Origin of the sequence: Mariprofundus aestuarium, from assembly GCF_002795805.1 — a bacterium.
Lineage (GTDB): Bacteria > Pseudomonadota > Zetaproteobacteria > Mariprofundales > Mariprofundaceae > Mariprofundus > Mariprofundus aestuarium.
Genome location: NZ_CP018799.1, coordinates 2,334,993 through 2,361,174 on the forward strand (window position 1 = coordinate 2,334,993; position 26,182 = coordinate 2,361,174).

Here is a 26,182-nt window from a genome sequence, read left to right on the forward strand (position 1 = left end):
ATCTTATACCAATCCGTTCATTGATAGCCATCCCCTGCTGGATGAATTCTTTACCCCTGACACTAAATCCAGAGTAGTGTTGCCCTCCATGAGCAGCAGCAAAAAACGCCTGAAGGCGGACTACTTGATCATCGGCAGCGGAGCCGCCGGGCTGCTGGCGGCACGTCGCCTTGCCGAGCATGGTAGCGTGATTATCGTCAACAAGGACAGCTTCCAGGACTCCAGCACGTGGTATGCTCAGGGTGGCATTGCCGGTGTTCTCTCCGACAGCGACTCAGTGGCATCGCATGTGCAGGACACATTGGCTGCTGGCGGTGGCCTATGCCACCCCGAGGTCGTGCAGACCGTCGTTGAACGGGGCCGTGCAATCATCGATGACCTGATCGCCATCGGCACCCGTTTCGACCAGACCAATGGAGAACTGCACCTGACGCAGGAGGGTGGGCACAGCAGCCGCCGCATCGCTCATGCCCAGGATGCAACCGGCCGCGCAATCGGAGAGGCGCTGCTCTCTAAGGTCGCGCCGCATCCGAACATCCGCAGGCTTGAACAGCATACGGCAATCGACCTGATCACAACACTGCGCATCGGCCACGGCACCATAAACCGCTGTCTTGGCGCCTATGTTCTGGCTCCAGAAGGCCATGTTCTGACCATTGAGGCAGGCCACACAATTCTGGCCACAGGTGGCGCTGGCAAGGTCTACCTCTACACCTCCAATCCGCATGCAGCCTCCGGCGATGGTATCGCCATGGCCTGGCGAGCCGGGGCACCAGTTATGAATCTTGAATTCATCCAGTTTCACCCCACCTGTCTGTTTCACCGTCAGGGCTCGAATATGCTGCTCTCCGAGGCACTACGCGGTGAAGGGGCGCACCTTGTCGACAGCCAGGGGAGACGCTTTATGTTCGATTACGATGAGCGCGGCGAAATGGCGCCGCGTGATGTCGTGGCCCGTGCTATTGACTATGAGATTAAGAAACAGGGTGCCGACTGCATGTACCTGGATGCCCGGCCGATAGGACGCAGCCAGCTCTTGGATCACTTCCCCAATATTCACGAGCGCCTGCTGGAGCTGGGCCTTGATATCACTTCACAGCCTATTCCGATTGTTCCGGCAGCTCACTATATCTGTGGCGGCATCAAAGCTGAGGTTAACGGCAGAACGGAGATCAATGCCCTCTATGCCATTGGAGAAACAGCCTGCACGGGGCTGCACGGGGCCAACCGGTTAGCCAGCAATTCACTACTGGAGTGCCTGGTGATGGCCGATTGCTGTGCCACTGACATCATCAACTCCGAGGTTCCACCGCCACCACCGATCCCGACATGGGACGATTCCGGCATCGTACCTGAGACCGAACGCATCCAGATCAAACAGAACTGGGATGAGATTCGCGCCATGATGTCGCACTATGTTGGCATTGTTCGCTCGGATGAGCGGTTGCGCCGGGCCAAACGGCGACTGCACGTTATTCGCGAGGAGATCGCCAGCTACTACTGGAAACATCCGGTCAATCAGGACCTGCTGGAGCTGCGTAACCTTGAACTGATCGCCGAGCTGATCATCACCAGTGCCCAGCAACGACTCGAATCGCGCGGCCTTCACTACTCAACCGATCACACCAAAACCGATGCTGTCGGGAAAGATACAATCCTGTGGCCGAATACCCTGTAAAAGAATCATCTCTGCTGGCCCGGATTCATGGCCGCGTACAGGGGGTCAGCTTCCGCTACTACACCCAGAGCCAAGCTGTTCGCTTAGGACTCAGAGGCTGGGTGCGCAATATGCCGGACGGAAGTGTTGAGGCCTGTTTCGCAGGCAATGAGGCCCAGATAACCATGATGAAGCAGTGGCTGCAACAGGGGCCGAGCTATGCCAGTGTTGAGCATGTGGAGTTTTCACCCACCACACTGCCGGAGAGGTGTAGCGGCTTCTCTATTCGATACTGACAGGAAACAGGGGTTCGTAATGCCATTTACTGCCAAACAGAATTTTGAGCATGAACAGGAAACCTGCACAGGCATCCTGCTGACCAATCTTGGTACACCCGATGCACCGACCAAAGCCGCAGTGCGCACCTACCTGAAGGAGTTCCTCTGGGATCCACGCGTCGTCGAGCAACCGCGCTGGTTATGGTGGCTGATCCTCAACGGCATCATCCTCAACACCCGCCCGGCCAGGTCAGCAGCACTTTATGCCAAGGTGTGGAGCGATGAGGGCTCGCCGCTGCTGGCTACCGGCAAGCGCCAGCGTGAAAAGCTGGAGAGCGCACTGCAGGAGCAGATCGAACAGCCTGTGCATGTAGAACTGGCCATGCGATACGGCAACCCATCGATCCGAAAGGGTCTTGAGGCTTTGCGTGAGAAGAACTGCACCCGTTTCATAGTACTGCCGCTCTACCCTCAATACTCTGCGACCACCTCCGGCTCCACCTTTGATGCGGTTGCTGATGTGCTGAAAAGCTGGCGTCGCGTACCGCAACTGCAATTTATCGGGGCCTACCACGACGCCCCTGCCTATATCGAGGCGCTGGCAGAGAGTGTTCGCAACCACTGGCAACAACATGGTCAGGCAGAGCGACTGCTCCTCTCCTACCACGGCATTCCCGAATCCTACTTCAACAACGGTGACCCCTACCCCTGCCACTGCCGCAAGACCACCCGACTGCTGCGGGAAGCACTGGGACTGGATGAAACCCGGTTGCAGATGTCGTTCCAGTCCCGCTTCGGAAAAGAGCCATGGGTTCAGCCCTATACAGATGAAACACTGGAGACGTGGGGCAGAGAAGGGGTTGAGAGCGTGGATGTGATCTGCCCCGGCTTCCCCGCCGACTGCCTAGAGACCATTGAGGAGATCGGCATGGAAAACCGCGATATTTTCCTCGAGGCTGGCGGCAAAACCTATCGCTATATCCCGGCACTAAACGACAGCGAGCCCCATATACGGGCTCTGACACAGGTGGTTCTGGAGCACCTCTAAAACTCAAATCAACTCATTCCAATGTTGCTGAATTGTCATTCAGGCCACCCATGTCCTTCACTCTTCGGGCGCAACACGTGCAAGCCACAAGGCTGCTATCGCGTAGCCGGACTGCCACTGCTTACTCCTGATGATTTGTCCCCTGCGGGGAATCATACACGGCCCGAAAACAATCACCCTGCAAATTCCGCTTGAGTCGGGCTTTCGGCTGCGTATGATTCGCCGCGTTAAGTATTAGCCGGCATAGCTCAGCTGGTAGAGCAGCTGATTTGTAATCAGCAGGCCACGGGTTCGACTCCTGTTGCCGGCTCCAGTTCAATAACATTGCACAAACAAAGAAGGGGGAGCCATTCGGCTCCCCTTTTTCGTACTCCTCCGAAAACCCCTCCTTACAACCAATCGCAGATCGAGTTGCCCATAGCTATATCCAGGTGGCAGGCGTACTGTGTATTCGATTAATCAGGAGCGCACAATATGGGCAAAGAACAGAAGAGCGGCAGAGAAGGCAAAAAGGAAGCGTCGAAGACACCAAAGGAAAAGAAGGCTGCCAAAGCTGCAAAGAAGGCTGCATCGAAAAGCGTCTTAGCATCCAACTGAATATCGCAGAACTTATAAAAAAGGGGAGCCAATCGGCTCCCCTTTTTTCATCTGCACTGGCAACTTGCCAGCTTAAAGCTCTATGCTTTCTCTTCAATCCAGCCCTGCAACGCTTCGATGATCTGCTTGGCCTGTTTGGCGTTGGTGATGTTGAATTTCGAGCGCGGAGTATATTCACCGTTACGCTTCTGGAAGCGGCGAATGGTGAACTTGTCCTCACCGTAGGCTTCGTTTGCACTTTCCCAGTTCACATACCGGAACATGATGGTGGTCCATGCACCTTTACTGAGGATCACCTTGTCCAGCTGCTTGGTGGTCAGGATACCGCCTTCTTCGTAATCAATGCTTAAATCGTCAGGTGTCATAAGGTCCTCTTGGTTGAAATGAGCTCATAAAAAAGGCGCAGCCTATCGGCTCACCCCTTTTTTGCACTACCTCCCGCCATCGCCAGCCTCAGCTTAACACTCTTCCGGCCTTAATGAGTAAAGACCGGCTCAAGCCCATATGTGGGTTTCCTGCGTGAGGTCATCGACAATCATCTGCTGTTTGTACTGACCGATGGCTGCCAGCATCTGCCTGTGTTCCCGCTGCGATGCAGACCGGGCCACCTCAGCGACAGCCTGCGCTACAGGTGCAGCTCTTGTTTCCTGAACATTGGTCAATTCCGGCACACTCAAAGCTGCATCAACCTTCCGGAGATCTGGTGACTGGATTCCAACCGGGTGCATCAAAGCAACGGAGGGCGAATTTACGGTAGCCGCCTGAGTCCCAGACCCAGAGTTCGCTTCAGTTGCCGATTGCGCAAGTTCGAGTACATGGTCGCCGACATCCTTGCCTGTCGTGCGGCTAGAAAAAACATTGGCCACTGCCGATGCCAGACCGGAAATCCAGCTGCCAAGCACACCGCCGAAGATGGCTCCACCAACCATTCTCGGACCATCACCTATCTCATCACCGGTCAACTTGCGGTAAATTGTCGAGACCACCGGCAGATGTTGTAGCGGATTGATCATATCGATGAAGTCGCGAAAGCTGAACTTGTCTGACTCCCATAGCCCGGAGGGCTTGTCGCTCTCTTTTGGTGGAGCAAGCTGCTGCACAGGCACTGATTTTGGCAGCACCTGCTTACCCTTTAAGGGCGTGGACGCCACTGGTGGCGCGAAGGCGATACTCGACACAGCTTGCATACAGAGACCAAAGCAAGCTGAAGGCCAGTGTCAATATCCTTTTATTTCAACAGGTTATCACACTGGAGGTTTAGCCTTCCGGAAAAAAACTCCCCTTCACCGGCAAATATCACTTCTTACATATTGATTCTGAAGTGAAGTTATAAGAGGGGCTAGCCCAGAGTTATTATGACCAAAACATTGCCTTGAGGAACCAAGGACGCCGCTTGACACGAAACAACTCCGTCATAACATGGCGCACCCTTGCCGGGGTGGTGAAATTGGTAGACACGCAGCGTTGAGGTCGCTGTGGAGTAAAATCCATGCTGGTTCGAGTCCAGTCCCCGGTACCATTAATAAAACCCGTAGCCTTTATGGCTGCGGGTTTTTTCTTTTCCACACACACGTATGGATATTTTTTTGCACTACTGATATCAGAGAAAAAAGGCTGCTAAACTGTTTGGATAGAATTACATGCTATCCAAACAGTCAGCATATTAGTTATTGTCGGCTTGCAGTAGCTCTCTTCCAGTCACTATATGGGAAAAGGAAGAGCTGTATCCGGAGGATACACCCATCATCTAAGCCCTACATGGATGCGACGGATTCACTACAGTACACTTTGCAAACCCTCAAGGAGAAGCCAATGCTTAAAGTAAAAAGAAATATGATGTTGATGCTGATGTCGCTGGCCATGCCGCTGGGAGTTCATGCAGGAGAGATCAGCACTGATGTGATTTATCCGAAAGAGTCTGCTGCAATCGCCACTGGTTCAGGCGAAGTCGCCCTCTGGGTCGAGGATGCCAGAAAGAGCAAACTGTTCGGCCGTGCAGTTGACGGTGAATATCTTGTGCCGGCTTCCGATGTTGCTGCATCCCTGTATGCCCATATGGTCACGAGCCTGAAAGCTGCCGGTTATCAGCTGGTTCCCTACAGCGCAGAGATCGCCAACGGCATGCTGGTGCGTATCCAGTCGATTGAATACACCGCCACTCGGGAAATGATCAAAAGCACTGTGGCGGCAAAAGTCGTGCTCGAATCAAAAATGAATCATTCCACCACGACCCACTCCTATCGCGCCGCGGTTGAAGATCAGTTTGCCCTGAGTCCGTCTTCAAAAGAAAATGGTGAGACTATCGGTCTTGCTCTTGCTACCGCTGCAAGCTCCTTACTCGCCGACTTTAAACTGTCTGATTCAGCCCACTAACCTCAGTTAGAGTAACCTCTCTCCGACATCGCCATCGGAGAGAGGTCGAGTGCCAGCTTAGACCGAAGGGTAAAGCTCATGAGCGACAAACCCGGGAACCATTAGAAATGAGATGATCTTAATCGGTTAACGAGCGGCCGAGCGGCCTCCTTCCGGCAATCACTTCAACAAACTCGAGAGAGACAGGAGCCCTTTGAGCAGGCCACAAATTAGTGGGGCACATAGCCGAATAGCGAAATGTGTTCAGATTGCTGTTTGAGGCAAAGCAAAAGGAGCCGCGATTGCTCGCGACCCCTCTGCTCATTGTAGCAGACGATGCTGCCTAGTTACTTACTAATTGGCCGGAATTGGCGGTGCAACCAGCACGATATCAATACGCCTGTTCTGACTGCGAGCCTCGGCTTTTTCGTTGTTAGCGATTGGACGCTCTTCACCGAAGCCCACTGAAGTAATGGTGCGGTTATTTTCAGCAAAGCGGGCATCGAGGTACTCTTTCACAGTCACGGCACGACGCTCGGACAGGGCCTGATTGTAATCATCATTACCCACCGAGTCGGTATGGCCTTCCACGCGCACGACACGGTCTCCGAACAGATCAATCGCTTTACTGGCCACTTCCAGCAGGTCATAGGAGGTAGCCGGAATAATCGCACTGCCGCTTGGGAAGTTCATTGCTTTCATGCGGATGATCACATCAGCATCGGTGGTCAGGAACAGCTCCACCTGCGTAGGATCAAACAGCTTGGCTAGCTTGGCGATTTTCGCTTCGGCATCCCGTTTCTGCTGCAGCTTGAAGCGTGCCAGACCGAGGCTTGTGCGGGTATCATCAAGCTCGGCAAGGCTGGCCTTCAAGCTGTTGACTTGCCCGGTTAGCTGTCCGATGGCATCAGTGATTAACGTGACACGTTCTTCGTGGGATTTTGCGCCGGCCAGATTGACATTCAGGGTCTTGGCAATGGCAGCCATGTCATTGTCGCGGCTATAGAACCAAGCTTCAGCAGTTTCCGGTTTGGTTCTTACCAGACTGCCGAGCTGTCCGATCTCCTGAGATGTCCGGGCCATTTCTAAGCTCTTTCTGCTATCGTTATACAGCTGCCCGCGTGCAGCAGGATTGCTGTTAACAAGGCGCTCCACTTTCTTCATGCCATCGGTGGCACTGGCAAAGCTTCGCGGTGCATAGACATTGCCTTTCTCTTTGCGGGAGTCCGACAGTGCTTTGGCAATCGGGCGGGTCAATTGCTCTCGAGCTGCGACCACTTCAGCCTGATAGGTAAGTAGCTTGGCATTGTCAGCCTCTTTTTTTGCACGGCGCATGTCGCCGGCCTCCACAGCCGCCACAACTTGGCCAAAAGCCTCTTCGGCGCGTTCAGCAAGGTCTTTACGCACATCAATGGCACCAGAAACATGCATACGGTCACGTGATTCAATCAGCTGCGGAAATGTACGACTCATGACCAAGCTGTTGGAGATGGCCTGCTGGGCCAGCACATTGGCCTTGTCGGTCCAGCGCTGGGTATAGGCCTCTTTGGCCGCCTTATAGGCGCTGGGTGACAACTCCTGGGCACGGACTGCTTCAGCCTCCTGCAGAAGAGCATTGGCTTCAGCCGACGAGGCAATAGCCGGCAACATCAGCATGGCGGTAATGAACAGGCCACGGATAATAATTTTTTGCATATGGTTCTCCTTTTAGGACGTTATGCTCCATATGGCTGAGTATAGCTGAAAAAAGTCACAATATTTGTTAACAGGATGTGTTGTGACTTTTTGCGTCAGGTACACGTCAGAATCAACATGTGAAACCTGAGCCACAACTGCAAGTATTCTGTGCGATGCTGGAACTCGTTATACGAAAGGATGGGGCTTCCATAAAGACTAGATCCAGCCAAAGAAAGCTCATCCTCAACTGGCGAAAAAAGAATGGGCAATGATTGCTCATTGCCCATTCTGTTATCTAAATTGGAAGTGAGGTTGTATCACGCGACAACAGATGTCTGTGCCGCCACATTAATTGATGAGATTATAAAATCCATATAAATAAACAATCCTCTAAATATCTCATTATTTCACACTAATAAATAATGAGATATTGTTCTGATTTGTTGCATAATCTAGGATTATTTGCTATTAATAATTCCATGGGAAACCCTGTTAGAAAGATCCCCCATCGAACTCGCGGCGTTCGAGGCTACTTTTTCAGTTTGAAAAATAATCGTAGAGTAGATTATGAGTCGCTGAATGAGCAGAGCTTGATGAAAGTATTGGAGACAGACCCTTATATTCTTTCGTACTGTGAGCAACCACTAAAAATAGAATTTAAATGGGGAGGCCGCCCATACTCATATACTCCAGATATTCTATCTACAAACGTATCCTCACAATCCACCCTTTATGAAGTGAAGCCCGAAGAAGTGTTAAAGAAGGATGATGGCAGGCTTGCTGTAAAGTTTGATGCTGCAAAAGAGTATTGCTTGGAGCGAGGGTGGACATTTAAGATCGTGACGGAAGCCGTGCGTAAAAGCCCTGAGTACCAGCGGGCGGATTTATTATGGCCGCACTTAATGAATCCAAACATTGATGAAAACCATGCAGAGACGATTTTTCGAAGGGTAAGTGATGCTGGCGTGCTAAGGCTTGCCGACCTTGTTGAAAAAGATGGCTGGGCTGACCCCAGTTATTGCGCGTTGCTTCATCTGATTGGTAAAGGTTGGTTGGTTGAAAGCTCTTCCGGCATTTTTGAGCCAAGTACGCATATTAGGGTGTTCACAGATCATGGCTAATAAAAAACCAACCTGGTTAAAAATGGGAATGAGCCTTTGGGTTCATGGAACAAAATTTAAAGTAATTGATTGTAGCAATCCTAAAAATACTATTTTAGAGACGGAGCTAGGTAGTCGTTCGGCCCATAATGTTGTAGCACTGTTTTCATCCGGACATGTTAAATTAACAGATGCCAAGCAGAACGACACATTGCGCATTGCTGAATTATCAGTTTCAAGTGATGAGCTGGAACGGGCGAATGCTATTGCCAAAGATTTTGATAATTTACCCCATGAGTATGGCAAACTTGGCCTCGCCATGGCTGATTTAGAGGCAAAGTATAAAGTGAACCGCTCTACACTAGCTCGCTGGAAGAGAGATTATCTGGCTGAAGGCGTGCCTGGCTTGTTTCGGCAATTTGAAAAAAAAGGTGGCCCAGGAAAAAAACGTTTAGACCCAACAACTGAAGCAATGATTCAGGCTGATATTAAAGAGCTTTATCTTGTCCGAACACCTAAAAGCATAGATGAAACAATTCGCCTTATTCGTAGCCATTTTGCCGCAGAAAACATTCGCCCTCCAAGCGTTGGAACTATCCGCAATCGAATAAGAGCTCTGTCGGAGAATGAGGTGCTAAAAGCGCAAAAGGGAAGTACTGTTGCTAGAGATCAATTACATGTTTCTCAGGATGAACACAGGGCATCTCGGCCACTGCAAGAAGTGCAAATTGATCACACCCCCATTGATCTTCAACTTTTATCAAGTGAGCTACGGCAACTAATTGGTAAGGCCCATATTACGCTTATTCAAGATGTGTATAGCAGAGTTATTCTTGGGTTATATATTGGGTTAGAGCATCCATCGTTCCTTAGCGTCGCTAATGCGTTACGTGAGGCTATCTTTACAAAAGAGAGTGTACTTGCGCAGTTTGAATTAAGTGATGATGCATGGCCGACATATGGTTTGATGGAAATGCTGCACAGTGATAATGCTGTTGAATTTGATGGGCGACAAATGGATCACTTCTGTGCAGTGAATCGTGTAGAAAAACAATTCCGCCCAATTGGTCATAAAGAGTATGGCGGACATATAGAGAGTAGCATTAAAGCTGTTGTTAAGCACATACACTCACTACCCGGAACTACATTTTCTAATATTCGTGAGCGTGGGGATTATGATTCAGAAGGTAATGCTCAGATCGATCTACAAGAGTTAAGAAGAATAATTTATCGCTGGGTAGTGAATAATTATAATCGCAAAGAGCGCGATGAATTGGGAGGTTTATCTCCATTACAAATGTGGCAAAAGGCGTTGGATGAAGGCTGGCACCCAAGGATGCCAACCAGCTATGATGATTTTCGTTTCTCTCTTCTTCCTTATGAGGAAAGGCGGATTACCCGTCATGGCATTAGCCTTCTTGGTTTCAAATATAGTGCCCCATGCTTAAGGCATTGGAGGGCCAGGGAAAAGCCTCGCGAGAGAAAAAAATACCGTATTTACTATGATCCGCTTGATATGCGTCGAGCAGACTTTGTCCATCCCGATGGTAGTGGCGTTAGTAAAATTGCATTGATAAGCCTATCCAGTGAGGGCCCGATTTCCCTCGTAGAATTAAAATCGGCTAAAATAAGATCCTCACGTTACCCTGAGGCGACACCAGATTTGCACCTCGCTCATCAAGAGGAAAAAACCATACTTCAAGAGGCAGCCAAGAAAAATAAAAAAGCGCGTAAAATACTTGAGCAAAGAGCTGATTCAAAATCGCGTGCTCAGGCTGATGGTTCTCATAAAGGAAATGGATTTGGTTCTGGAATTGATTATTCACGATTGCCTGACTGGGCAAACACAGTTGATGAATCATGATTGAACATGATGGTCTGCTGCGGATACAACAGGTTCAGGAAGAAAGGTGGCAGCCTCATCCATATGCAGTCAGAGTGCTGGAAGAGCTTGAGCTTGTGTACCTGCAACCGAAAATTTCTGGGGCACCTATAGGCCGTTCTATCATCGGATGTTCTGGTGCAGGCAAGACGACAATTCTCAAGCATTTTGTCGAAGAACACCGGCTACATGAGAGCTCATGTCCTCCTCTTTTTATTAACACCCCTCCAGGACCAAATCTAAATTCTTTACTAACCATGATTCTTGAAGAGGTAAATGATTTCAAACCGACTGCAAGAACCGCATCAGAAAAGCTGAATCGAACACTTCGTATTTTGGGTGAAATCAAGCCACCGATGATTATTTTTGATGAAGCCCAAAATCTGGCAGAAGGTACGGATAAACAGTCACGGAATTGTGTTAATGCTATTAAAACGATTAGTAATAACTTGGGGATTCCAACCATTATGGCAGGAACCGGCGCTTTGATTCCGGTGATTAATTATGACGACCAGTATGTGCGACGCTGGCGACCGGTTAAGTTGGAAGTTTATCCAGAATGTCAGGAATTTGTTGATTTGGTTAATGCTCTGGTCGCTAATATTCCTCTGAAGAAACAGGAAGGCTTTCTTGCCCCTACTGCCTATCAAAAACTCCATAAATACAGTCAAGGTGTAATTGGACTGCTTAAAGAGGTGTTGATCAATGCTACGGCTGAAGCAATACGAGATGGGTCTGAACGCCTGACTATTAAACACATTCGACCAATTATGGAAATTGATTGATGTAACCTCATGACTTTGGCTGTTCATCTTGCACCGTTACCAGACGAACTGTTGAGCTCTTGGGTGCATCGCACATGTCATGCCAATGCCACTTCACTGTACTCTTTGCTGTGGCATCATGGTTTAAAGTGCCATGCACAAGTCGACTTGGATCAATGTAAAAACAGAAAACTTTTACTTTGGCTGGCCAGAGAATTAAAGCATCCAGAAGGGGTTCGTGGGGTTCGTGATATGAGTCTCCTACCCGTTTTAGAAATAGAAAAAGGATTTCCGCACCGGAGTTGGATTCGTGGTATCGACAGGCGGGCTTTTAAATGGAGAGCTTTTCGATACTGCCCTGTATGTTTATCGGAAGATGAACGCCCCTATTTTCGCCAGCATTGGCGATTGGATTGGTACGAAGTTTGCCACCATCATCAAATGCAAATGTTCAATGCGTGTCCTTTTTGTGGACATCCGCTGATTTTGCACCGTGTGCGATGGCACAGACCACATCTTGCTCATTGCTACTCATGTTATGCTGATTTGAGAAACACACCGAACATGGCCGCCATACTTGATCTAAGCTCGATGAAAGCTATAGAGGGTCTAATTCTGATAATTAATCATCACGATAAAAAAACGTATGCGGCGGTTCATTTTGTTGAAGCATTTCTTGACCAGTGGATTCGCCTAGAAGGTATAGATTCATTTGCGGCAGAAATGGATAAATTTGGATATACATTAAATGATGACGCCTACAAACGGCTTCCTTTGCTCATGAGAGCAGTTACTGCGTATCGCTTATGGCATGAAAAACGAAAGTTGCTAAAGAGCTTGTCCACTGCAAATCAAAATTATTTTAATCTTGCCGTTCGAAGTTTCGGATGTCCCAAGCCAATGGAGCCTTTTTTTAAGGCACTACATCATCCCATTGAGATAAATAAAGGGATTATACTGTGCGCCATCCAGGAGATTGAGGCGACTGGCAGAGAAGCAACCGTTAAAAGGATAAGCAAGAAGCTCGGCTGCTCTCCAGGTCGTATTGATGATTGGCTTTCATGAATACTGAAAAGGTAATGTGCGAAATACACCCCAGAATAATTTCAAAATGGTTTTGCCATGCTTATTAATTGTTTGATGGTTCAGATTATAATATATAGTTTATCTTTAGCAGAACAACATGGGGTATATTATGGCTTATCCAATTCTTCAAGCATTTCTCGATAATCAATTCATCAAAACTGATGACCCTGAGCATATTGGATACTTAAAGAAGTCCTCGACAGCAGTTCTACGACAGTTGCAGCAAAAAAAGAATAGGCCCAAGGTAATTACCTACACATTAGCTGCTCTCGACCCCACCATTTCTGACGATGAACCTATCGTTGGTGATGTCGAAACTTTGATCATAAAAAATTGGCCTGCTTTTAGAAATAGTGTGGTTAAAACTAAAGATACCCCCATTGCCTATGTCCGAGCAGTTATCCTCGAAGCATTAAGTAAACTTAGCCATGATGAAGAGATGGCAGCCATTATTTGGCATACAGGCAGAAATATAATCAGCTATTACAAATTGGCGGGACAGAAAGAGGTGTTGGTCAGTTTTTTGCTGGATATTGGAAATAGAGTAGAAGAAACCGCCCGTAGTAATTGGGGTGCCCATGAGAGTATTCAATCCGTGGATATCAAATCAACTCTTCCGACAGTAAAATCTGTAACTGTGAACAAAGACTCATTAGAAAAGCACTTAATGGCAGCATCTGCTCAAGCAAGTGTTGGTGGAGAAAATCCACAGTGGGCAAGCAATAATGCAGCTATCTGGCCCACTTTTTTCTCGGAGAGAGCTGCAGAGGGTATTTCTAAAGGGATAAATGCAGCCCTGTCCATACAAAACGAATCAATTGCATCAATTTCTAGCTCTATTCAAACTACTCTTGAAGTAAACTTAGAACAAATGTCCTCTTCCATATTGAAAAGTTCCCTTTCTCTTAATAAACGTAGTGATTTACTATGGTGGAAGCAGGCGCTCTACTCACAAAGGTTAGACTCTAGTTATCGTAGCTTAGCCCCGCTTTCTATGAGCACTGCAATGGCTATTGACTTGGCTGATAATGTTCCCCCAATTCATCCAAAAAGTGTTGATTTTTTCCTTAAAGAGACATTGCGAGATGTGCTCGGCGAAAAACTAGAACAAAAAGTTTCTTTAGCTGAGTTGTTGGGGAAACTGCAATCCTTTTCTGAAAGTGAAAAATTGTTATTAGAAGGTTTCTGTGATGCAGGAGAAAGCCGAAAACCTTTTGGTGTTAGCTTGGCAAGTCTCCTAAAGGGGGCAACAAGCTCTGATGAATTTTTCAAATATACTGGCATAGATAAGAATGCAGAAATCTCTTTAGCCGATTTCACCGTGTGGCTATTTCATGATCTCGAAGCAAATGCTCTTGCTCAGGCAAAATAAAAAAGATGAGACAAAAATGCAGTAAACCAAATTGCTCTGCTCCTAGAGGTATGTGTATTGAGCATGGTAACAATGATCACCCAATGTGTGAGCATTGGAGTGGGCCTCAGTCGAATCAAGTAGTTGCTGAACAAAAGAAATCTAACAACAAAACACAGCAACTACCTTGGACAGGAGAGCCTTTTCAACCAGCTGATATTGCGATTGTCAGCCAACGATCTACCCCTTTGATTATAGGTATGGTTGGGAGTCCTGATGCAGGAAAAACATCCTACCTTGGTATGCTTTATACCCTTCTTTTTAATGGCATCAAATTAGAGCGTTGGTCATTCGCTGGTAGCTGTACACTTGCTGCATGGGAAACGCTGGCCCAATGCTTGCAAATAAAACCTGGTGGCCTTGTTAAGTTTGCTCCTCCAACACCATCTAACCCTGACTATTACAGTCTATTCCATCTATCTCTAAAAAAAGGAAAGCTGTTCAGAGATGTGCTTTTTGCAGACTCTTCAGGAGAAGTGTTCAATCTCTGGTCTGAGAACACCCAAGATTCGAATGCAGGGAATGCTCGCTGGATCTATGAAAAATCTAGTGCTTTTGTTTTTATGGTCGATTGCGTGGCTTTAATAGAGAAAAGGGGGGCTGCAAAGAGTGAAATCATTCAAATGGCTGAACAACTAGCAGCTAACTTGAAGGGACGCCCAGTAGCTGTGGTTTGGTCCAAAGCTGATAGAATCTATGAAGTCCGAGAGAATATTAAAAGTGCTCTAGATGAAGATTTAACTCTGATCTTTGGTAACTCAAAAGTTTTCGAAGTTAGTAATTTCTCTAAGTCTGATCCCGACACCCTATGCCACAAAAACAACCTTGAAGTTACTGAATACTTGTTGGAGGAATTAAACAAGCCAAGGGCCATTAATTTGATACCGCAAATTGAAAGTTCAGGTGATTTGTTTTTTAACTATAGAGGTTCTTATGTCAGTGAATGATTCAATACTAATCATTGGTCACCCAAGTTCTGGAAAAACCACTTTTATTGCTCAGTTTCTCACTAGGGTTAAGAAAAGGAAAAGCAGCATAAGCCTTATCAAAGCCCCTGAGAACATAAAAGCTGTTGCAGATGCGGTAAAAAAACTTTCTAACGGAGAAGCGCCAACAGCAACCCCAGCAGGTGAAAATGAAGAACTAGTTTTATCCATCCAGGTCGGTGAGAAAAGCATCGACTTAGTTTGCCCTGATTATGGGGGTGAACAGGTCAGTGACATGACTGAATTGATGACCATTGATGATCATTGGAAAAAACTACTGAATAACAGTGACCGATGGGTATTATTCATTCGTGCTCATACCATTATGCCTAGGTATGACTTAAGTAGAAATAGTTATGAAAAAATAGATAACGAAAAACATACATCCTTAAGAAGCCCCGGATTATCTGAACAAAGCAAGTTTATTGAATTGCTTCAATCAATGCTGCATATTAAAAATATAGGTCTGAAGCATCCAATTTCCATGCCTACAATATCAATTGTTCTTACATGTTGGGATGAGTTAGAAACAAATGAAACCCCTGCCCAGGTTTTGCAAGACAAACTACCCATGCTGCTCCATTTTGTTGAAACTGTATGGGAAAAGGATTCTTTTGAGATATTTGGGCTATCAGCACAAGAGTTTCCATTGAATACAATTGAAGCAAAAGACAAATATCTGGATGATCTACCTGAAAGCTTTGGTTACGTGGTAGATCAGAATGGAGCAAAGGATAAAGATATCACCAAACTTGTTGCGGCCACCCTTAACCTCTAATGATCATTCATCAGGCAATCTATGGGGATAAGTCAGGAGCTTATGCCCTACTTAAAACAAGCTTAACGGATACCGCCGCTGCAAAGCGAATATGCAATGTTACCGATTTGTTAGATCGACCTTCAAATGGGCATTTAGCTCAACCTGTGTTTCGAGGGTTCAGTTTTGATAACCTTTATATTTTTGTTAAATCATTTCCAGATAACGACCCCACTGTTAGGAACGGTCGAGTATTATCACATACATTAATTGTTAGCCAAGATGATCTACACCGACTAAATGATTTAGAAAAACTGTTTTCTCATTTCATGCCCGAATTAGATAAAGCCTTTGAACCAATGCCCATAGAAATTGATGATGCCCCCCCCAATAGGATTAAAACTATTGATCATATATCCCGAGAAGCAGCAGGAATAAATGGACTGCTTCATGATTTGAAACAGAACAACACATTATTATGGATAGGTGAAGAGGAGTATGTTTCTTTTATTTCCCAAATTTGGAGCCGATTGGATGGCAGCTTAAGGGCTACGGTCAGATTAGGTGTAGGTTTTAATCCTCAAAAGGTTACATCTGAACATATAAGTGTCTTATATGTTCCAGAGTCGTATGCAAATAAATGGCAAGCCACAGATTATTGCGTCATTGGTAAAAACGAGAGCGGGACCTTGGAAGGAATGGCATCATTTCATTTAGCGGGGCATGAAACTAAAGCTAAGCCTCTTTGTGATTTGATTAGGACATTCAGACTAGAGGTCACTAAAATTGAAGACTTTGTTTTTTTAACAGCTGCAGCAAAGACCTATAAAGGTTTAGCTATATCTACTGATCTTATCCTACTAATAGCCCTTTGTGATCTAATCTCAAAATACAGTCCTAATCCAAATATTGCAAAAAAAGGAAAGAAAGAACTGTTATGCGTATTATTGTCTCGAGTTGAATCAGCATCTGCAAAACAGATCATGATGATCAATCATGCAAATTGGCTAGGGTTCTCCAATGCAGGGCAACTAATCGGTGAGAAGTTGACTGCCTGGAGTGCAGGTTCTTTGACCAGCCCTCAATCAGATGACTTAATTCCAGAGCTTATCTCTACAGCATTTGATCAGGACAATAAAAACCATTGGTGGAAAAAATCTATTTCTAAGGCTTTAAACAATGTACTGGGAAACTGGAAAACAACTTACGCGGAAACCCTATGGAATTGGTTCTCAAAGGATGTCGATTTAGTAAAAACATTGGGGGAGCTAATACCCGACTCAGTTCAAGCAGAAGAAGACTTTGTAAGCCATATGCGGCAACTAGAGCCTCAGCTTGCTCAAAATCTCCAGATGTTTGCAAAAAATAGGAAATGGCTAACCCTTCATGGCTTATCCACTTTGCAAATCTCCAGCCCCAAAGAAAGTATAAAAAGACAGCTGAAAATAGACATCGACCCTTCTAATTCTGCAGCCCTGAAAAGAATGGCTGATCAAATCCTTGATAAAGAGTTCCTGCAGCTGACATTGGAAATTGGAGAATCCCGATTAGTAAGAATTGCTGCCTCCAAACTGGTAAGAACCCCCTCATTAACAAGCTCTATAAACGTTAAAGATGAAGTTTGGCAGAAAATATGGCGTGAAAGCATTGACCAAGGTCTACATCCTTGGATGGGCATCAAGGAGCCAATGAAAGTGCTTTATTCTCTCTTTGACGAGGTAATAAAGGGAAATGAAATAGAGCCTAGTCTTCTATTGAGGCTGAGCGCATCTGAATACAATGATTTGTCATGCTTTAAGAAAAGAGCTGAAGTTTGGAAAAACCTAAATGGAGGAGCTAAATTAGGCTTCCTAAATGCAAGTTCGCTGGGGTGTGTACGGCGACTAAACAACAATAGCATTACCATAGAGAGCATTGAGAAAGAGGTTCAGCATCAGTTAAGTTGCTCAGCAACAATAGCGCATGTAATTGCAGATAATAATATTAAAACATCAACAAAAATGATGTTATTTGAGAAGCTTCCAGCGCTTCAGGAAAAGGAAATTATCATACTGTTGAATACAGTTCGATTCTCTTCAGAAGAGTCAAAACGCTTAGGGAGTTTAGTATCTAGGAATTACTGGAAAAGTGCGGCCAAGGCTATAGCTAATAAGACGCCTTCAAGAGCTGATTTGAAACCAGCTTTAATAGAATGTCGATTATTATTGAGCTTTTTTGAAAAATTGAATTTATCTCATCTTTGGGGATTTTCTGAATCCTTTTCTAAAGAGGAATGGTGGAAGGCACTTGAAGAGCAATGTTACTCCAAATACTCAAGTGGCCCCAAGCAGTCGGGGTTGTGGGAAAGAGCTGGAGGAGAAAATTATGACTTGCAAAGTACAGGATCAGGCCGTGAAATATGGTTAGATGCTATAAAGAAAATTAGAAGTGGCAGTACACATGTAAATGGCGCGAATCTGATTCATGAGATGTTAAACGATTATCATTCTAGCCCCGAACTGAAACAATTAAAACAAACTGTAGGTGAATTATGAACAACAATAACTGTATTCTTGTACTTACAGCACTACCAGTAGAAAGGGACGCTGTGATTAAGCACTTAACCGATGCCAAAGTCGAAAGGCACCCTGATACTGGAACTGATTATCACCGTGGTTTTGCTTCAAGCACATCAGGAAAAATCCCTGTAATTGTAGGACGTACTGATCAAACAAATATTAATGCAGCAGTGGAAACAGAAAGAGCCCTTGAATATTACAAGCCATCCCACGCATTTTATGTGGGTGTTGCTGGCGGCTTAAAGGATGTGAAGGTTGGGGACATAGTCGTTGGGAATGATGTGCTTGGCTATGAACGTGGAAAAGCAGAAGATGAATCATTCAAGCCAAGGCCACAATTCGGAGCCTCATCTTATGATCTTGAGCGTGCTGCCAACGCTTATTCGATTAGTGCCGATTGGAAAGCAATTTCGTCTTCATTAGTAGATGTTGAGTTTGCACCAGAAATTACGGTTTTGTCTGGTACAATTGCTTCGGGTGAGAAGGTTGATGCTTCTTATAAATCGGCCCTACATAAGCATATAAAATTAAATGCCAGCCATGCACTGGCCATTGAAATGGAAGGGCTTGGTTTTCTCACCGTCTGTAGGAGTCGGCCAGCAGTTAAAAGTTTATTGGTTAGAGGTATCTCTGACTTGGTGAATGACAAGGGAGCTATGGATGATAAAGGCTCCCAGCCTTATGCCTCTCAAAATGTAGCTGCATTTTTATTTGGTTTTATCTCAACTCTGGATTTATCTAATGTACGGATTGAAACATCAAAAACTAATCAAACACTTGAAATCGTATGTAAGCTGTACCCAAGAGGGGTAGAAGATAGAAAAATATGGGAACGAGCAGGAGGAGACCTCTCTTTTCTTACTCTCAGCACTCAGGGAAAAGGCCAATGGTTTGATGCCATTAAACTGCTTGAACAAGGTGGAGGAGGCTCTGATATTGATCTAAATAGCCTCATTCAAGCAATGCAGGAGGACTTCCCAAAGAATACAGATTTAATTGGAGCCCTTTAAGCTTCAGAGCTTGTAATGATTAGAAGAAGGACAAAACAGTATGGATGAACTATCCAGAATCCTAAAGGTGGCGACTGCAGGTATTGAATGGCCATATTTCCATCTAAACATCGATGGCGGAGACCCAGTCTTTCGCGAACGCGTCTACTGTTATGAGCTTTATCATCAGATGCGGAATAACTGGCCAAATGAAAGTGAATTTATTCTCAATGGCGAGATTGATAAAAGTGCCCACCCAGTTCTGAGGGCGCTAGGTGCTGACCATGTAAAACCTGATCTGTTAGTCCACACGCCAGGCAACATGGCTGGAAACTATGCAATCATAGAGGTTAAGCACTCCACGGAAAATGCAGGTATCCGAAAAGATCTAAATACGTTGGATTTATTCGTGCGCAGGGTGGGTTACCGGAGGGCAATCTATCTTATTTATGGCCAAGGGGCCGATGCCAATGGGGTTGAAAAAATTATGACTGTTGCAAGAGAGTTCCACGAACTAGTGCCTATTGAACTTTGGTTGCACCATGACGTTGGCCAACCGGCCTCGTGTAAGATTTCGCTCTAGCGTAACTGTCTGGAGAAACCATGGATTTTAAAGTAATACATCAAGATGCTGCAGGACTTATAACCACCACCCTCGGTTCAATAGGATACTTAGCCTTTTGCAAGCATCTAACCTTTGCAGGGGTTGGGCCGATAATGGCCCCATATTTAGCCTCAAGGCTCTTAGGTGATATATGCGGGTTTAACCAGTATTGGGGTAACAACCCAGTAAGCTTTGAACTCCCTAACCCTTTCAACAATGACCCAACTGAAACAGCGTATGTTTCGAATAGAGTTGGCAGAGCCTTTGCTGATTACCTTTCAAAAAATATTTATGGGGCTATTTATACTCATTGCTATGAGGATGCCATGGTGGCGAATGGAAATCCGGTTGCTGGTTCTCGCCCTGACTTTTATTGCGATGACCCATTAAATCTTACCCGATTTGCGGTAGAGTCCAAGGGGTATGCATGTGCGACTTATTCAGAAAATGAAATGAATCGAATTCTCCCGACTAGAGGCCCAAAGCTACAATCAACTACAGGCCCTCTTCGTAAGGATTTTAGCGTAGCAAGTGTGGCATATAATCTATATGCAGAACCTACTATTAAGTTTTATGATCCTATCAGCACAAGTACTATATACGATAAAAACTTAAGTCAGAGATTAAGATCAGGATATTATGAGAGTATTTTGGGGTCAATTAACAGCCTAGGTTTAGAGCGAGATACAAATATTCATGATCAAAATTTTGTAGCTTACAAGATACCTATCGTTTCATGTTCAATATCAAAGATATTGCTACATCAAGCTATTGTAAAAAGAGAATGGAATAACAATGAATGGCTCAAGGAAATAGGGAAAAACAGGAAGGATGAAAAGTATTATATTGATAATGATGGAATAGGTTTCGCAAGTTATTAAATCAATGTAAATTGTCATTTCGTTCGCATTATTTTGCTCTCATCTTTGCAGCAACTATAGGCTGGTTGCAGACTGAACCCAAAAGTGACACCCCACTGTGATTTAAAGTGACAGGTTAGTGTGACTCAAAGTGACACCCTGCTGTGGCTTATCGAATGACTGCTTTCGGCCAAAAGCGGACATTCAAAAGCATCAATATTCATATAGTTTGATGATCTGTTAATAGTCTTTGAAGCCAAAGATATATTTGAAATAAGGTCGAATAAATAAATAGAAAATTAATAGCCATAGTAAAATGGTTATTGTTAAGCCCCAGGCTCCGCCCAATGAGTATTCATCCAGATAGGGCTTTAGCAGAAAACAACCTATAAACCCTACAGCCCCTAAAATAGCCTTAAATTTCACAACCTTTTCTCTATTCATTATAGGTATTAATCATCCTTATTTACTGTTGTTCGAAACCAGCCCAGAAAATATATCCCCATAAATAAAGATCCAAATTTTACTAAATTATTCCATGGGCCATGCAGATCAAGAATGACAAGTAATATAGCTATAGAAAAAAACAGTACGCCTAGAAAAATCTTCAACTAGTCATCCTTTGGCTAGAAATCAAATGTCCGCTTTGGGTCGGAAGCAGTCATTCCATTTCTCGTTTAACAGAGTCAACATTGACGTATTCTTAGTTGCCAAACCAGTAACCAAAACTGGTTACCCATGCAACTTTTCCATTATGGATTCCTACCGCATACTTATTATGGGAGGTTGTATATATACGGAAAATATAGTCACTCTTTCTGTTGATCATCCCTGTATAATCATCTCCCAGTAGCTCATCGATCTTCTGTTTTGAATCTTGCAGCTGAATTTTAGTTATATTTTGACTGAACTTACTTTCATTCGATGATCCTAATGCATAACTTGCGGCGCCAACTGGAAGCAATGGAGATGCTATTGCAACCAACAACAGCATCGAAGCAGCCTCACCTACATTTGAATGGGATGATTGAGCTTCGCTTGTCTTTATCTCCTTGCTAATCCTCACATTAACAAACTCATCTGAATGAATGGAATTGCGCCTTTTAAGTACCTCATCATATAAGCTTCCAAAGCCATTCTCGAAAGGAAACACCCCATCAGCCTTGTCCTTGGCTAGTGCATTCTTCCATGCAGCAAATAACACACTTTGTTTCATAATAGCTACAAGCCGAAAGTCCTTAAATGCAAAGACATAAGGCTTATTAAAGTGGTAATAAGTTACCAAGACCCATGCGCTGCCTTGATGAGTCCCTTTCAGGGCTGCACTACCATCATGCCCTGCCAGTTTGTTTATGGTTTCATCGTAAGTCATTCCGTAAGAAAATGGGCCAACCTGAGTAGGCTTGTCTTTTTGCTTAGCAATTGAACCACAAGAGACGACTAGTAAGCCTAAAACAAGTATACACAACAATCTGGTTAAAGATCTAATACTCATTTAATCCCCACAAATAGAATATTCTGAATGTCCGCTTTGGGTGCTATATGGCTACATTAGTCAATTGTTTTTGATTAAAAGGCTATTAATAATTGTTATCTAGGATCTTTCAAATCATTTTGTGCGTCTTCAAATGAAAGTGGATCATGGGGGGAATTGAAAAGCAGATAGCAAACCTAGAGCCTATTCCAGCTTCACTATCAATTAAATACAACTTACTCGATTCCTGCCATTTTTCTTTGAGAGGTACATCGCTTGGTCTACTCGATTCAGAATGGACCGTTCGGTATCATCAGAAATTTTTTGTGTTACTCCAATACTAACTGTTACATTCATACCTTCTAATTCAACTAGGGTTACTTTTTCTTCAATGTTTGTTCGAATTCGCTCTGCTATTACTTCCGAATCATCATCTTTTGTCTCTGGAAGGAGAATGATGAATTCTTCACCACCAAGTCTGCCTATGAAGTCAATTTCCCTAAGTTCTTCAGTACATATATTACAAACACTTTGTAGGACGCTATCACCAGTAGAATGGCCAAACCGGTCATTAATATCTTTAAAATGATCTAAATCCAGCATCAACAATGAAAATGGAGATCCATGACGATTTGAACGTTTCAACTCAAACCCAAGCTGATTTATGATTGAACGTCGATTATGAATTCCTGTTAATGGGTCTGTGGAAGCCAATATTGCAAGCTCTTCTGTGCGTTTCCGAACTTTAGATTCTAATGTAGTATTCGATTCTCGTAGTTCATTCTGAATAGACTCTTTTTCATATAATATTGAATGGACTATTAATGATGCGATCGACAGAATTGAAAGAAAGACTTGTAGTTCAATCAGTCCGTAGTTCAAGTCACCGTGTGAAAAACGTCCCACTCCCATTCTAGTTGCTATAATAGAAATGATTCCTATCAACAGGATAGAGCTGTGTGTGGCATGAGGGCTGAAACGGAAAATTGACCACATTAAGGGCAGTATTAGAACGGATAGAGGAAGCATAAAACCATCTACGACCTCTACTAACCCAAGACTGTATATGCCAATAATTAGCAAGATGGAAGCATAGCTGAGTATCTCTAAACCATAGTGAAACTTTCGTTCTTTCATGAGCCAATAGAGTAGAAATGGAGTAATAAGAATTATCCCTACTGCATCTCCAACCCACCATGTTATCAACATATCAAAACATTGACCCCAGGGGGCAATGTTCACCGTGCATAGCGAAATAACTCCAAATATGGCACTGATTCCACTTCCGAGAAATGCCCCAAAAAGAACAAAGAGTGCAACACCTTTAGATCGCTCAAAAGGGAAAGAGGTCGCAGTAAAACGTTGAATCAGGTATGCCCCGACTAAAAAGCATAAAACGTCACCGACTCCATTGCTGGTTCCAGCGATAAGTGTCGCCATGAGCTCGGCTGTAGTTTGACCTGAAAAATAAGCCCATGTGTTGCCGCAAAAAGCCCCTATAAATATACCCGGCCAGATTCGGTATCCACGCCACAAAACTGCTGCAAGCATAATGCCGGATGGAATCCAAACCGGTGTCACATTGCCTGGATTTATCGCAAAACTTTGGCTGACTTTGGCTGTTAAGAAGTAAATAATTGCCAGAAGAACTATTTCCACTAACCGAACAGTTAATGAATTCTCAGCCTTAATTGCTGCACCATCCCTCAATTGTCCCCCTCTTTATCAAGTAAATATCTGGCAAGTGTATTGGCAAGCTGATCAATACTATATGGCTTACTTAAAACTATAGAGGTGCCATTTTCAGCCATCTCTCCTTTATCGTAACCGCTAGAAAAAATGATGTTAGCCTCGGGGGAAATTGCTTTGATTTGCTTTGATGCTTCAGTCCCTCCCATTTCCGGCATAACAACATCCATGATTGTAAGGGCGATTTCAGAAGAATTAGATGTAAAAATATCTATAGCCTCCACTCCATTCGATGCAGTCAGCACCTTGTAGCCAAGGCTTTTGATCAAATCTTTGCTTGTGTTTAAAAGCACCTCATTATCATCAACGAGAAGTATTAGCTCTCCATTGCCTAATGGGGGCCCCAATGAGTCTGTAGAAGAAGTGTCTATTTCCTCTCCTTCAATTAAAGGTAAATAGATATGGAAGGTTGTACCATCGCCATCAACGCTATCCAATTCTATAACTCCACCATGGCTTTGAATTGAGCCATGGCACATAGCAAGCCCTAATCCAGTCCCCTTACCGGCCTCTTTAGTGGTATAAAAAGGGTCGAAAATGTGTGGTTTGTCTTTTTCGCTGATTCCCATGCCATTATCACTAACAATCAAGTGGGCGAGCAAAGTACAATCAAGGTTTGAATATTTACTCAGAAAATCTTCATCTGCCTCGAACCTCTCAAGACTTAGTTTGATTTCAGGGGCATCTATATTGCCCAGAGCGTCCTTCGCATTATTTATTAGGTTCATAACAACCTGCTGTAATTGAGTAGCACTCCCCTTCACCGTAAGGTCATCGCTACAAGAATGAATCGAAAGTTTGATGCTCTCAGATATGAGTGGTTCACAAACCTTAGCAATCTCTTTAATGAAAGGAGTGAGACTAAATGGAATCATCTCAACAGAACCTTTACGAGCAAACAAAAGCATCTGCTGTATCATTTCAGACGCTTGAAAACTCAACTTCTCAACAAGCTTTATCCTATTCACAACGTCTGGAATGCTTTCTGCCTTTTTCCTCGCCAGATAGAGATTGCCAGTCATTCCTGCCAACATATTGTTGAAATCATGGGAAATCCCACCGACCAGTGTACCCAGAGCCTCCATTTTTTGAGCCTGCCTGAATTTCTCATCACTGATACGTAAGGCAGCCTCAGCATTTTTGCGCTCTGTAAGGTCTGTAAATGTTGCCAATATATGGTCACCTACAGTAACACCTGAGATTTCCATTATTCGAACATCACCATTCTTGCATGTCACTTTATATTCTCTGGATTTAATGTCTTGTCCTAGCTCGGCCGCAATTTGGATATCACTATTCCAGACATTAATAGCCCATTGACGATATTCCTCATCGGGATAGGCAAGCTGATACCACTTTTCAACCGTTGAAATCTCTTCATGAGTGTAACCGAAAGTCTTCTTGAATCGGTCATTAATATCCTCGATGACCCCACTTTTAGACACATAGCCGAGCGACAACGGCATCTCTTTGACTAATTTGCGAAAACGGTTTTCACTCTCAACCAAATCTTTAAAGGGCTCCTGCATGTTCAAACGAATAATCGAATATAAAATCAGCCAGAAAGAAAAGAGTTTGAAAATATGGCCGATGAGGTTTGCTGGTCCATAAGCGCTGATATAACTAGTGAAGGCTAATTCAGCAAAAATTGTCAGAACAATGGCTGTCGATAAAAATGGAAATAGATTGGGTTTTAAATGCTGTCTGGTTTTATAGAGATTAACTAATGCCAGAAACAGAATAAAACAGATGATATATTCACTGGTGATTTTGAATTCAGTAAGTCCTACGCCTTCAATATAGGAAACCGGGAAATATCCCCCCATGATGGCAATGCAGGTGATGGAAGCTATTGCACCATATGCAAGAAACGCTCCTGTACTATGTATTTTCCTAGTTAGAAATAAAGGCGCTGTAATAAGAAGCAGTGATTCTATGTATCTATTTGCAATCCAAAACTGGATAAAATGGTCTGCCACATCACTGACAACAATACCCATCCCTTTATAGAGAAAGGCATGAACCATATCCAGCACTGCAATCCAAAAATAGCCTATCCCCAAGTACATTAGAAAGCTTTCTCGAGATAGGGAATGGGTATAAACAGCAACCACAAACATGAGAACACCGACAATAATTGTAAAAAGTTCAGCAAGTGTATGGAACAGAAGGTAATTATAAAAACTTACGACAATCAAGGCTGTAGAAAGCACTATGGGAACAATCCAAACTTCCCAGTTTAAGAGAATGGCGAAGCCTTCAAATATTTTCTTTCTTTCCGCCAAATTCAGTATCCCATATCAAAGTAATCAAGTATTGTAGTTCAAAAGCACAGTAGCGTTTCTCTATATAT

22 protein-coding genes and 2 tRNA genes are annotated in these 26,182 nt (G+C 44.5%); 18 read left to right on the plus strand and 6 right to left on the minus strand.

Annotated features, from left to right (window positions below):
- The first annotated feature begins 88 nt into the window (after positions 1-88).
- The 5 genes from nadB (at position 89) to Ga0123461_RS12700 (ending at position 3,580) form a co-directional block, all read left to right on the plus strand.
- A complete protein-coding gene (gene nadB / locus Ga0123461_RS11240; RefSeq protein ID WP_100278809.1) occupies positions 89-1,678 on the plus strand; it encodes an L-aspartate oxidase in 1,590 nt (529 codons plus the stop codon).
- Complete coding sequence (locus Ga0123461_RS11245) at positions 1,660-1,953, plus strand: acylphosphatase (RefSeq protein ID WP_100278424.1); 294 nt, start codon at positions 1,660-1,662, stop codon at positions 1,951-1,953. The genes nadB and Ga0123461_RS11245 overlap by 19 nt, the downstream gene beginning before the upstream one ends.
- 19 nt (positions 1,954-1,972) lie before the next feature.
- Complete coding sequence (gene hemH, locus Ga0123461_RS11250; RefSeq protein WP_100278425.1) at positions 1,973-2,983, plus strand: ferrochelatase; 1,011 nt, start codon at positions 1,973-1,975, stop codon at positions 2,981-2,983.
- 237 nt (positions 2,984-3,220) lie between these two features.
- Positions 3,221-3,296 (plus strand) — tRNA-Thr (locus tag Ga0123461_RS11255).
- Between the two features lie 161 nt (positions 3,297-3,457).
- Positions 3,458-3,580 (plus strand): hypothetical protein, encoded by a 123-nt coding sequence (locus Ga0123461_RS12700; protein ID WP_257790594.1) that lies wholly within the window; start codon positions 3,458-3,460, stop codon positions 3,578-3,580.
- Positions 3,581-3,660: 80 nt separating this feature from the next.
- On the opposite strand, the gene Ga0123461_RS11260 is transcribed toward Ga0123461_RS12700, so the two are convergent.
- Together Ga0123461_RS11260 and Ga0123461_RS11265 are read right to left on the minus strand one after the other, a co-directional pair.
- Positions 3,661-3,945 (minus strand): hypothetical protein, encoded by a 285-nt coding sequence (locus Ga0123461_RS11260; RefSeq protein WP_100278426.1) that lies wholly within the window; start codon positions 3,943-3,945, stop codon positions 3,661-3,663.
- A 129-nt stretch (positions 3,946-4,074) separates the two neighbouring features.
- Positions 4,075-4,767 (minus strand): hypothetical protein, encoded by a 693-nt coding sequence (locus Ga0123461_RS11265; RefSeq protein ID WP_157819324.1) that lies wholly within the window; start codon positions 4,765-4,767, stop codon positions 4,075-4,077.
- 245 nt (positions 4,768-5,012) lie between these two features.
- Between Ga0123461_RS11265 and Ga0123461_RS11270 the strand changes: the two genes are divergently transcribed.
- Both Ga0123461_RS11270 and Ga0123461_RS11275 read left to right on the plus strand, forming a co-directional pair.
- Positions 5,013-5,099, plus strand: a tRNA-Leu gene (locus tag Ga0123461_RS11270).
- A 293-nt stretch (positions 5,100-5,392) separates the two neighbouring features.
- Complete coding sequence (locus tag Ga0123461_RS11275) at positions 5,393-5,953, plus strand: YajG family lipoprotein (RefSeq protein WP_157819325.1); 561 nt, start codon at positions 5,393-5,395, stop codon at positions 5,951-5,953.
- A 333-nt stretch (positions 5,954-6,286) separates the two neighbouring features.
- Here Ga0123461_RS11275 and Ga0123461_RS12745 read toward each other — a convergent pair whose 3' ends face one another.
- Positions 6,287-7,627, minus strand: a complete 1,341-nt coding sequence (locus Ga0123461_RS12745) for an OmpA family protein (RefSeq protein ID WP_100278429.1) — start codon at positions 7,625-7,627, stop codon at positions 6,287-6,289.
- Between the two features lie 575 nt (positions 7,628-8,202).
- On the opposite strand from Ga0123461_RS12745, the gene Ga0123461_RS11285 reads away from it, so the two are divergent.
- The 11 genes from Ga0123461_RS11285 (at position 8,203) to Ga0123461_RS11335 (ending at position 20,627) form a co-directional block, all read left to right on the plus strand.
- Positions 8,203-8,730, plus strand: a complete 528-nt coding sequence (locus tag Ga0123461_RS11285; RefSeq protein WP_232710191.1) for a TnsA endonuclease N-terminal domain-containing protein — start codon at positions 8,203-8,205, stop codon at positions 8,728-8,730.
- Entirely contained in the window at positions 8,723-10,573 is a 1,851-nt protein-coding gene (locus Ga0123461_RS11290) for a Mu transposase C-terminal domain-containing protein (RefSeq protein WP_100278431.1), read from the plus strand. Before Ga0123461_RS11285 ends, Ga0123461_RS11290 begins: the two co-directional genes overlap by 8 nt.
- Entirely contained in the window at positions 10,570-11,376 is an 807-nt protein-coding gene (locus Ga0123461_RS11295) for a TniB family NTP-binding protein (RefSeq protein WP_100278432.1), read from the plus strand. The genes Ga0123461_RS11290 and Ga0123461_RS11295 overlap by 4 nt, the downstream gene beginning before the upstream one ends.
- Positions 11,377-11,391: 15 nt before the next feature.
- Positions 11,392-12,420, plus strand: coding sequence for a TniQ family protein (locus Ga0123461_RS11300; protein WP_157819327.1), 1,029 nt, complete (start codon positions 11,392-11,394; stop codon positions 12,418-12,420).
- Between the two features lie 130 nt (positions 12,421-12,550).
- A complete protein-coding gene (locus tag Ga0123461_RS11305) occupies positions 12,551-13,813 on the plus strand; it encodes a GTPase-associated system all-helical protein GASH (protein ID WP_157819328.1) in 1,263 nt (420 codons plus the stop codon).
- An 83-nt stretch (positions 13,814-13,896) separates the two neighbouring features.
- A complete protein-coding gene (locus Ga0123461_RS11310; protein WP_100278435.1) occupies positions 13,897-14,799 on the plus strand; it encodes a TRAFAC clade GTPase domain-containing protein in 903 nt (300 codons plus the stop codon).
- The gene (locus Ga0123461_RS11315; protein ID WP_100278436.1) at positions 14,786-15,616 is read left to right on the plus strand and encodes a TRAFAC clade GTPase domain-containing protein; all 831 of its coding nucleotides are present in this window, start codon (positions 14,786-14,788) and stop codon (positions 15,614-15,616) included. The genes Ga0123461_RS11310 and Ga0123461_RS11315 overlap by 14 nt, the downstream gene beginning before the upstream one ends.
- The gene (locus Ga0123461_RS11320; RefSeq protein ID WP_100278437.1) at positions 15,616-18,129 is read left to right on the plus strand and encodes a GAP1-N1 domain-containing protein; all 2,514 of its coding nucleotides are present in this window, start codon (positions 15,616-15,618) and stop codon (positions 18,127-18,129) included. The genes Ga0123461_RS11315 and Ga0123461_RS11320 overlap by 1 nt, the downstream gene beginning before the upstream one ends.
- On the plus strand, positions 18,126-19,163 hold the full coding sequence (locus Ga0123461_RS11325) for a phosphorylase family protein (protein ID WP_100278438.1): 1,038 nt from the start codon (positions 18,126-18,128) through the stop codon (positions 19,161-19,163). Before Ga0123461_RS11320 ends, Ga0123461_RS11325 begins: the two co-directional genes overlap by 4 nt.
- 40 nt (positions 19,164-19,203) lie before the next feature.
- Entirely contained in the window at positions 19,204-19,725 is a 522-nt protein-coding gene (locus Ga0123461_RS11330; RefSeq protein WP_100278439.1) for a methionyl-tRNA formyltransferase-like protein, read from the plus strand.
- A gap of 20 nt (positions 19,726-19,745) precedes the next feature.
- Positions 19,746-20,627 carry a hypothetical protein gene (locus tag Ga0123461_RS11335; protein WP_100278440.1) on the plus strand — a complete coding sequence of 294 codons (882 nt, stop codon included), beginning with the start codon at positions 19,746-19,748 and terminating at the stop codon, positions 20,625-20,627.
- 682 nt (positions 20,628-21,309) lie between these two features.
- On the opposite strand, the gene Ga0123461_RS11345 is transcribed toward Ga0123461_RS11335, so the two are convergent.
- From Ga0123461_RS11345 to Ga0123461_RS11355, 3 genes are all read right to left on the minus strand, one after another.
- Positions 21,310-22,101, minus strand: a complete 792-nt coding sequence (locus Ga0123461_RS11345) for a hypothetical protein (RefSeq protein WP_157819329.1) — start codon at positions 22,099-22,101, stop codon at positions 21,310-21,312.
- Between the two features lie 204 nt (positions 22,102-22,305).
- The gene (locus tag Ga0123461_RS11350) at positions 22,306-23,790 is read right to left on the minus strand and encodes an MASE1 domain-containing protein (protein WP_100278443.1); all 1,485 of its coding nucleotides are present in this window, start codon (positions 23,788-23,790) and stop codon (positions 22,306-22,308) included.
- Complete coding sequence (locus tag Ga0123461_RS11355; RefSeq protein WP_100278444.1) at positions 23,787-26,114, minus strand: MASE3 domain-containing protein; 2,328 nt, start codon at positions 26,112-26,114, stop codon at positions 23,787-23,789. The genes Ga0123461_RS11350 and Ga0123461_RS11355 overlap by 4 nt, the downstream gene beginning before the upstream one ends.
- Positions 26,115-26,182: the final 68 nt, after the last annotated feature.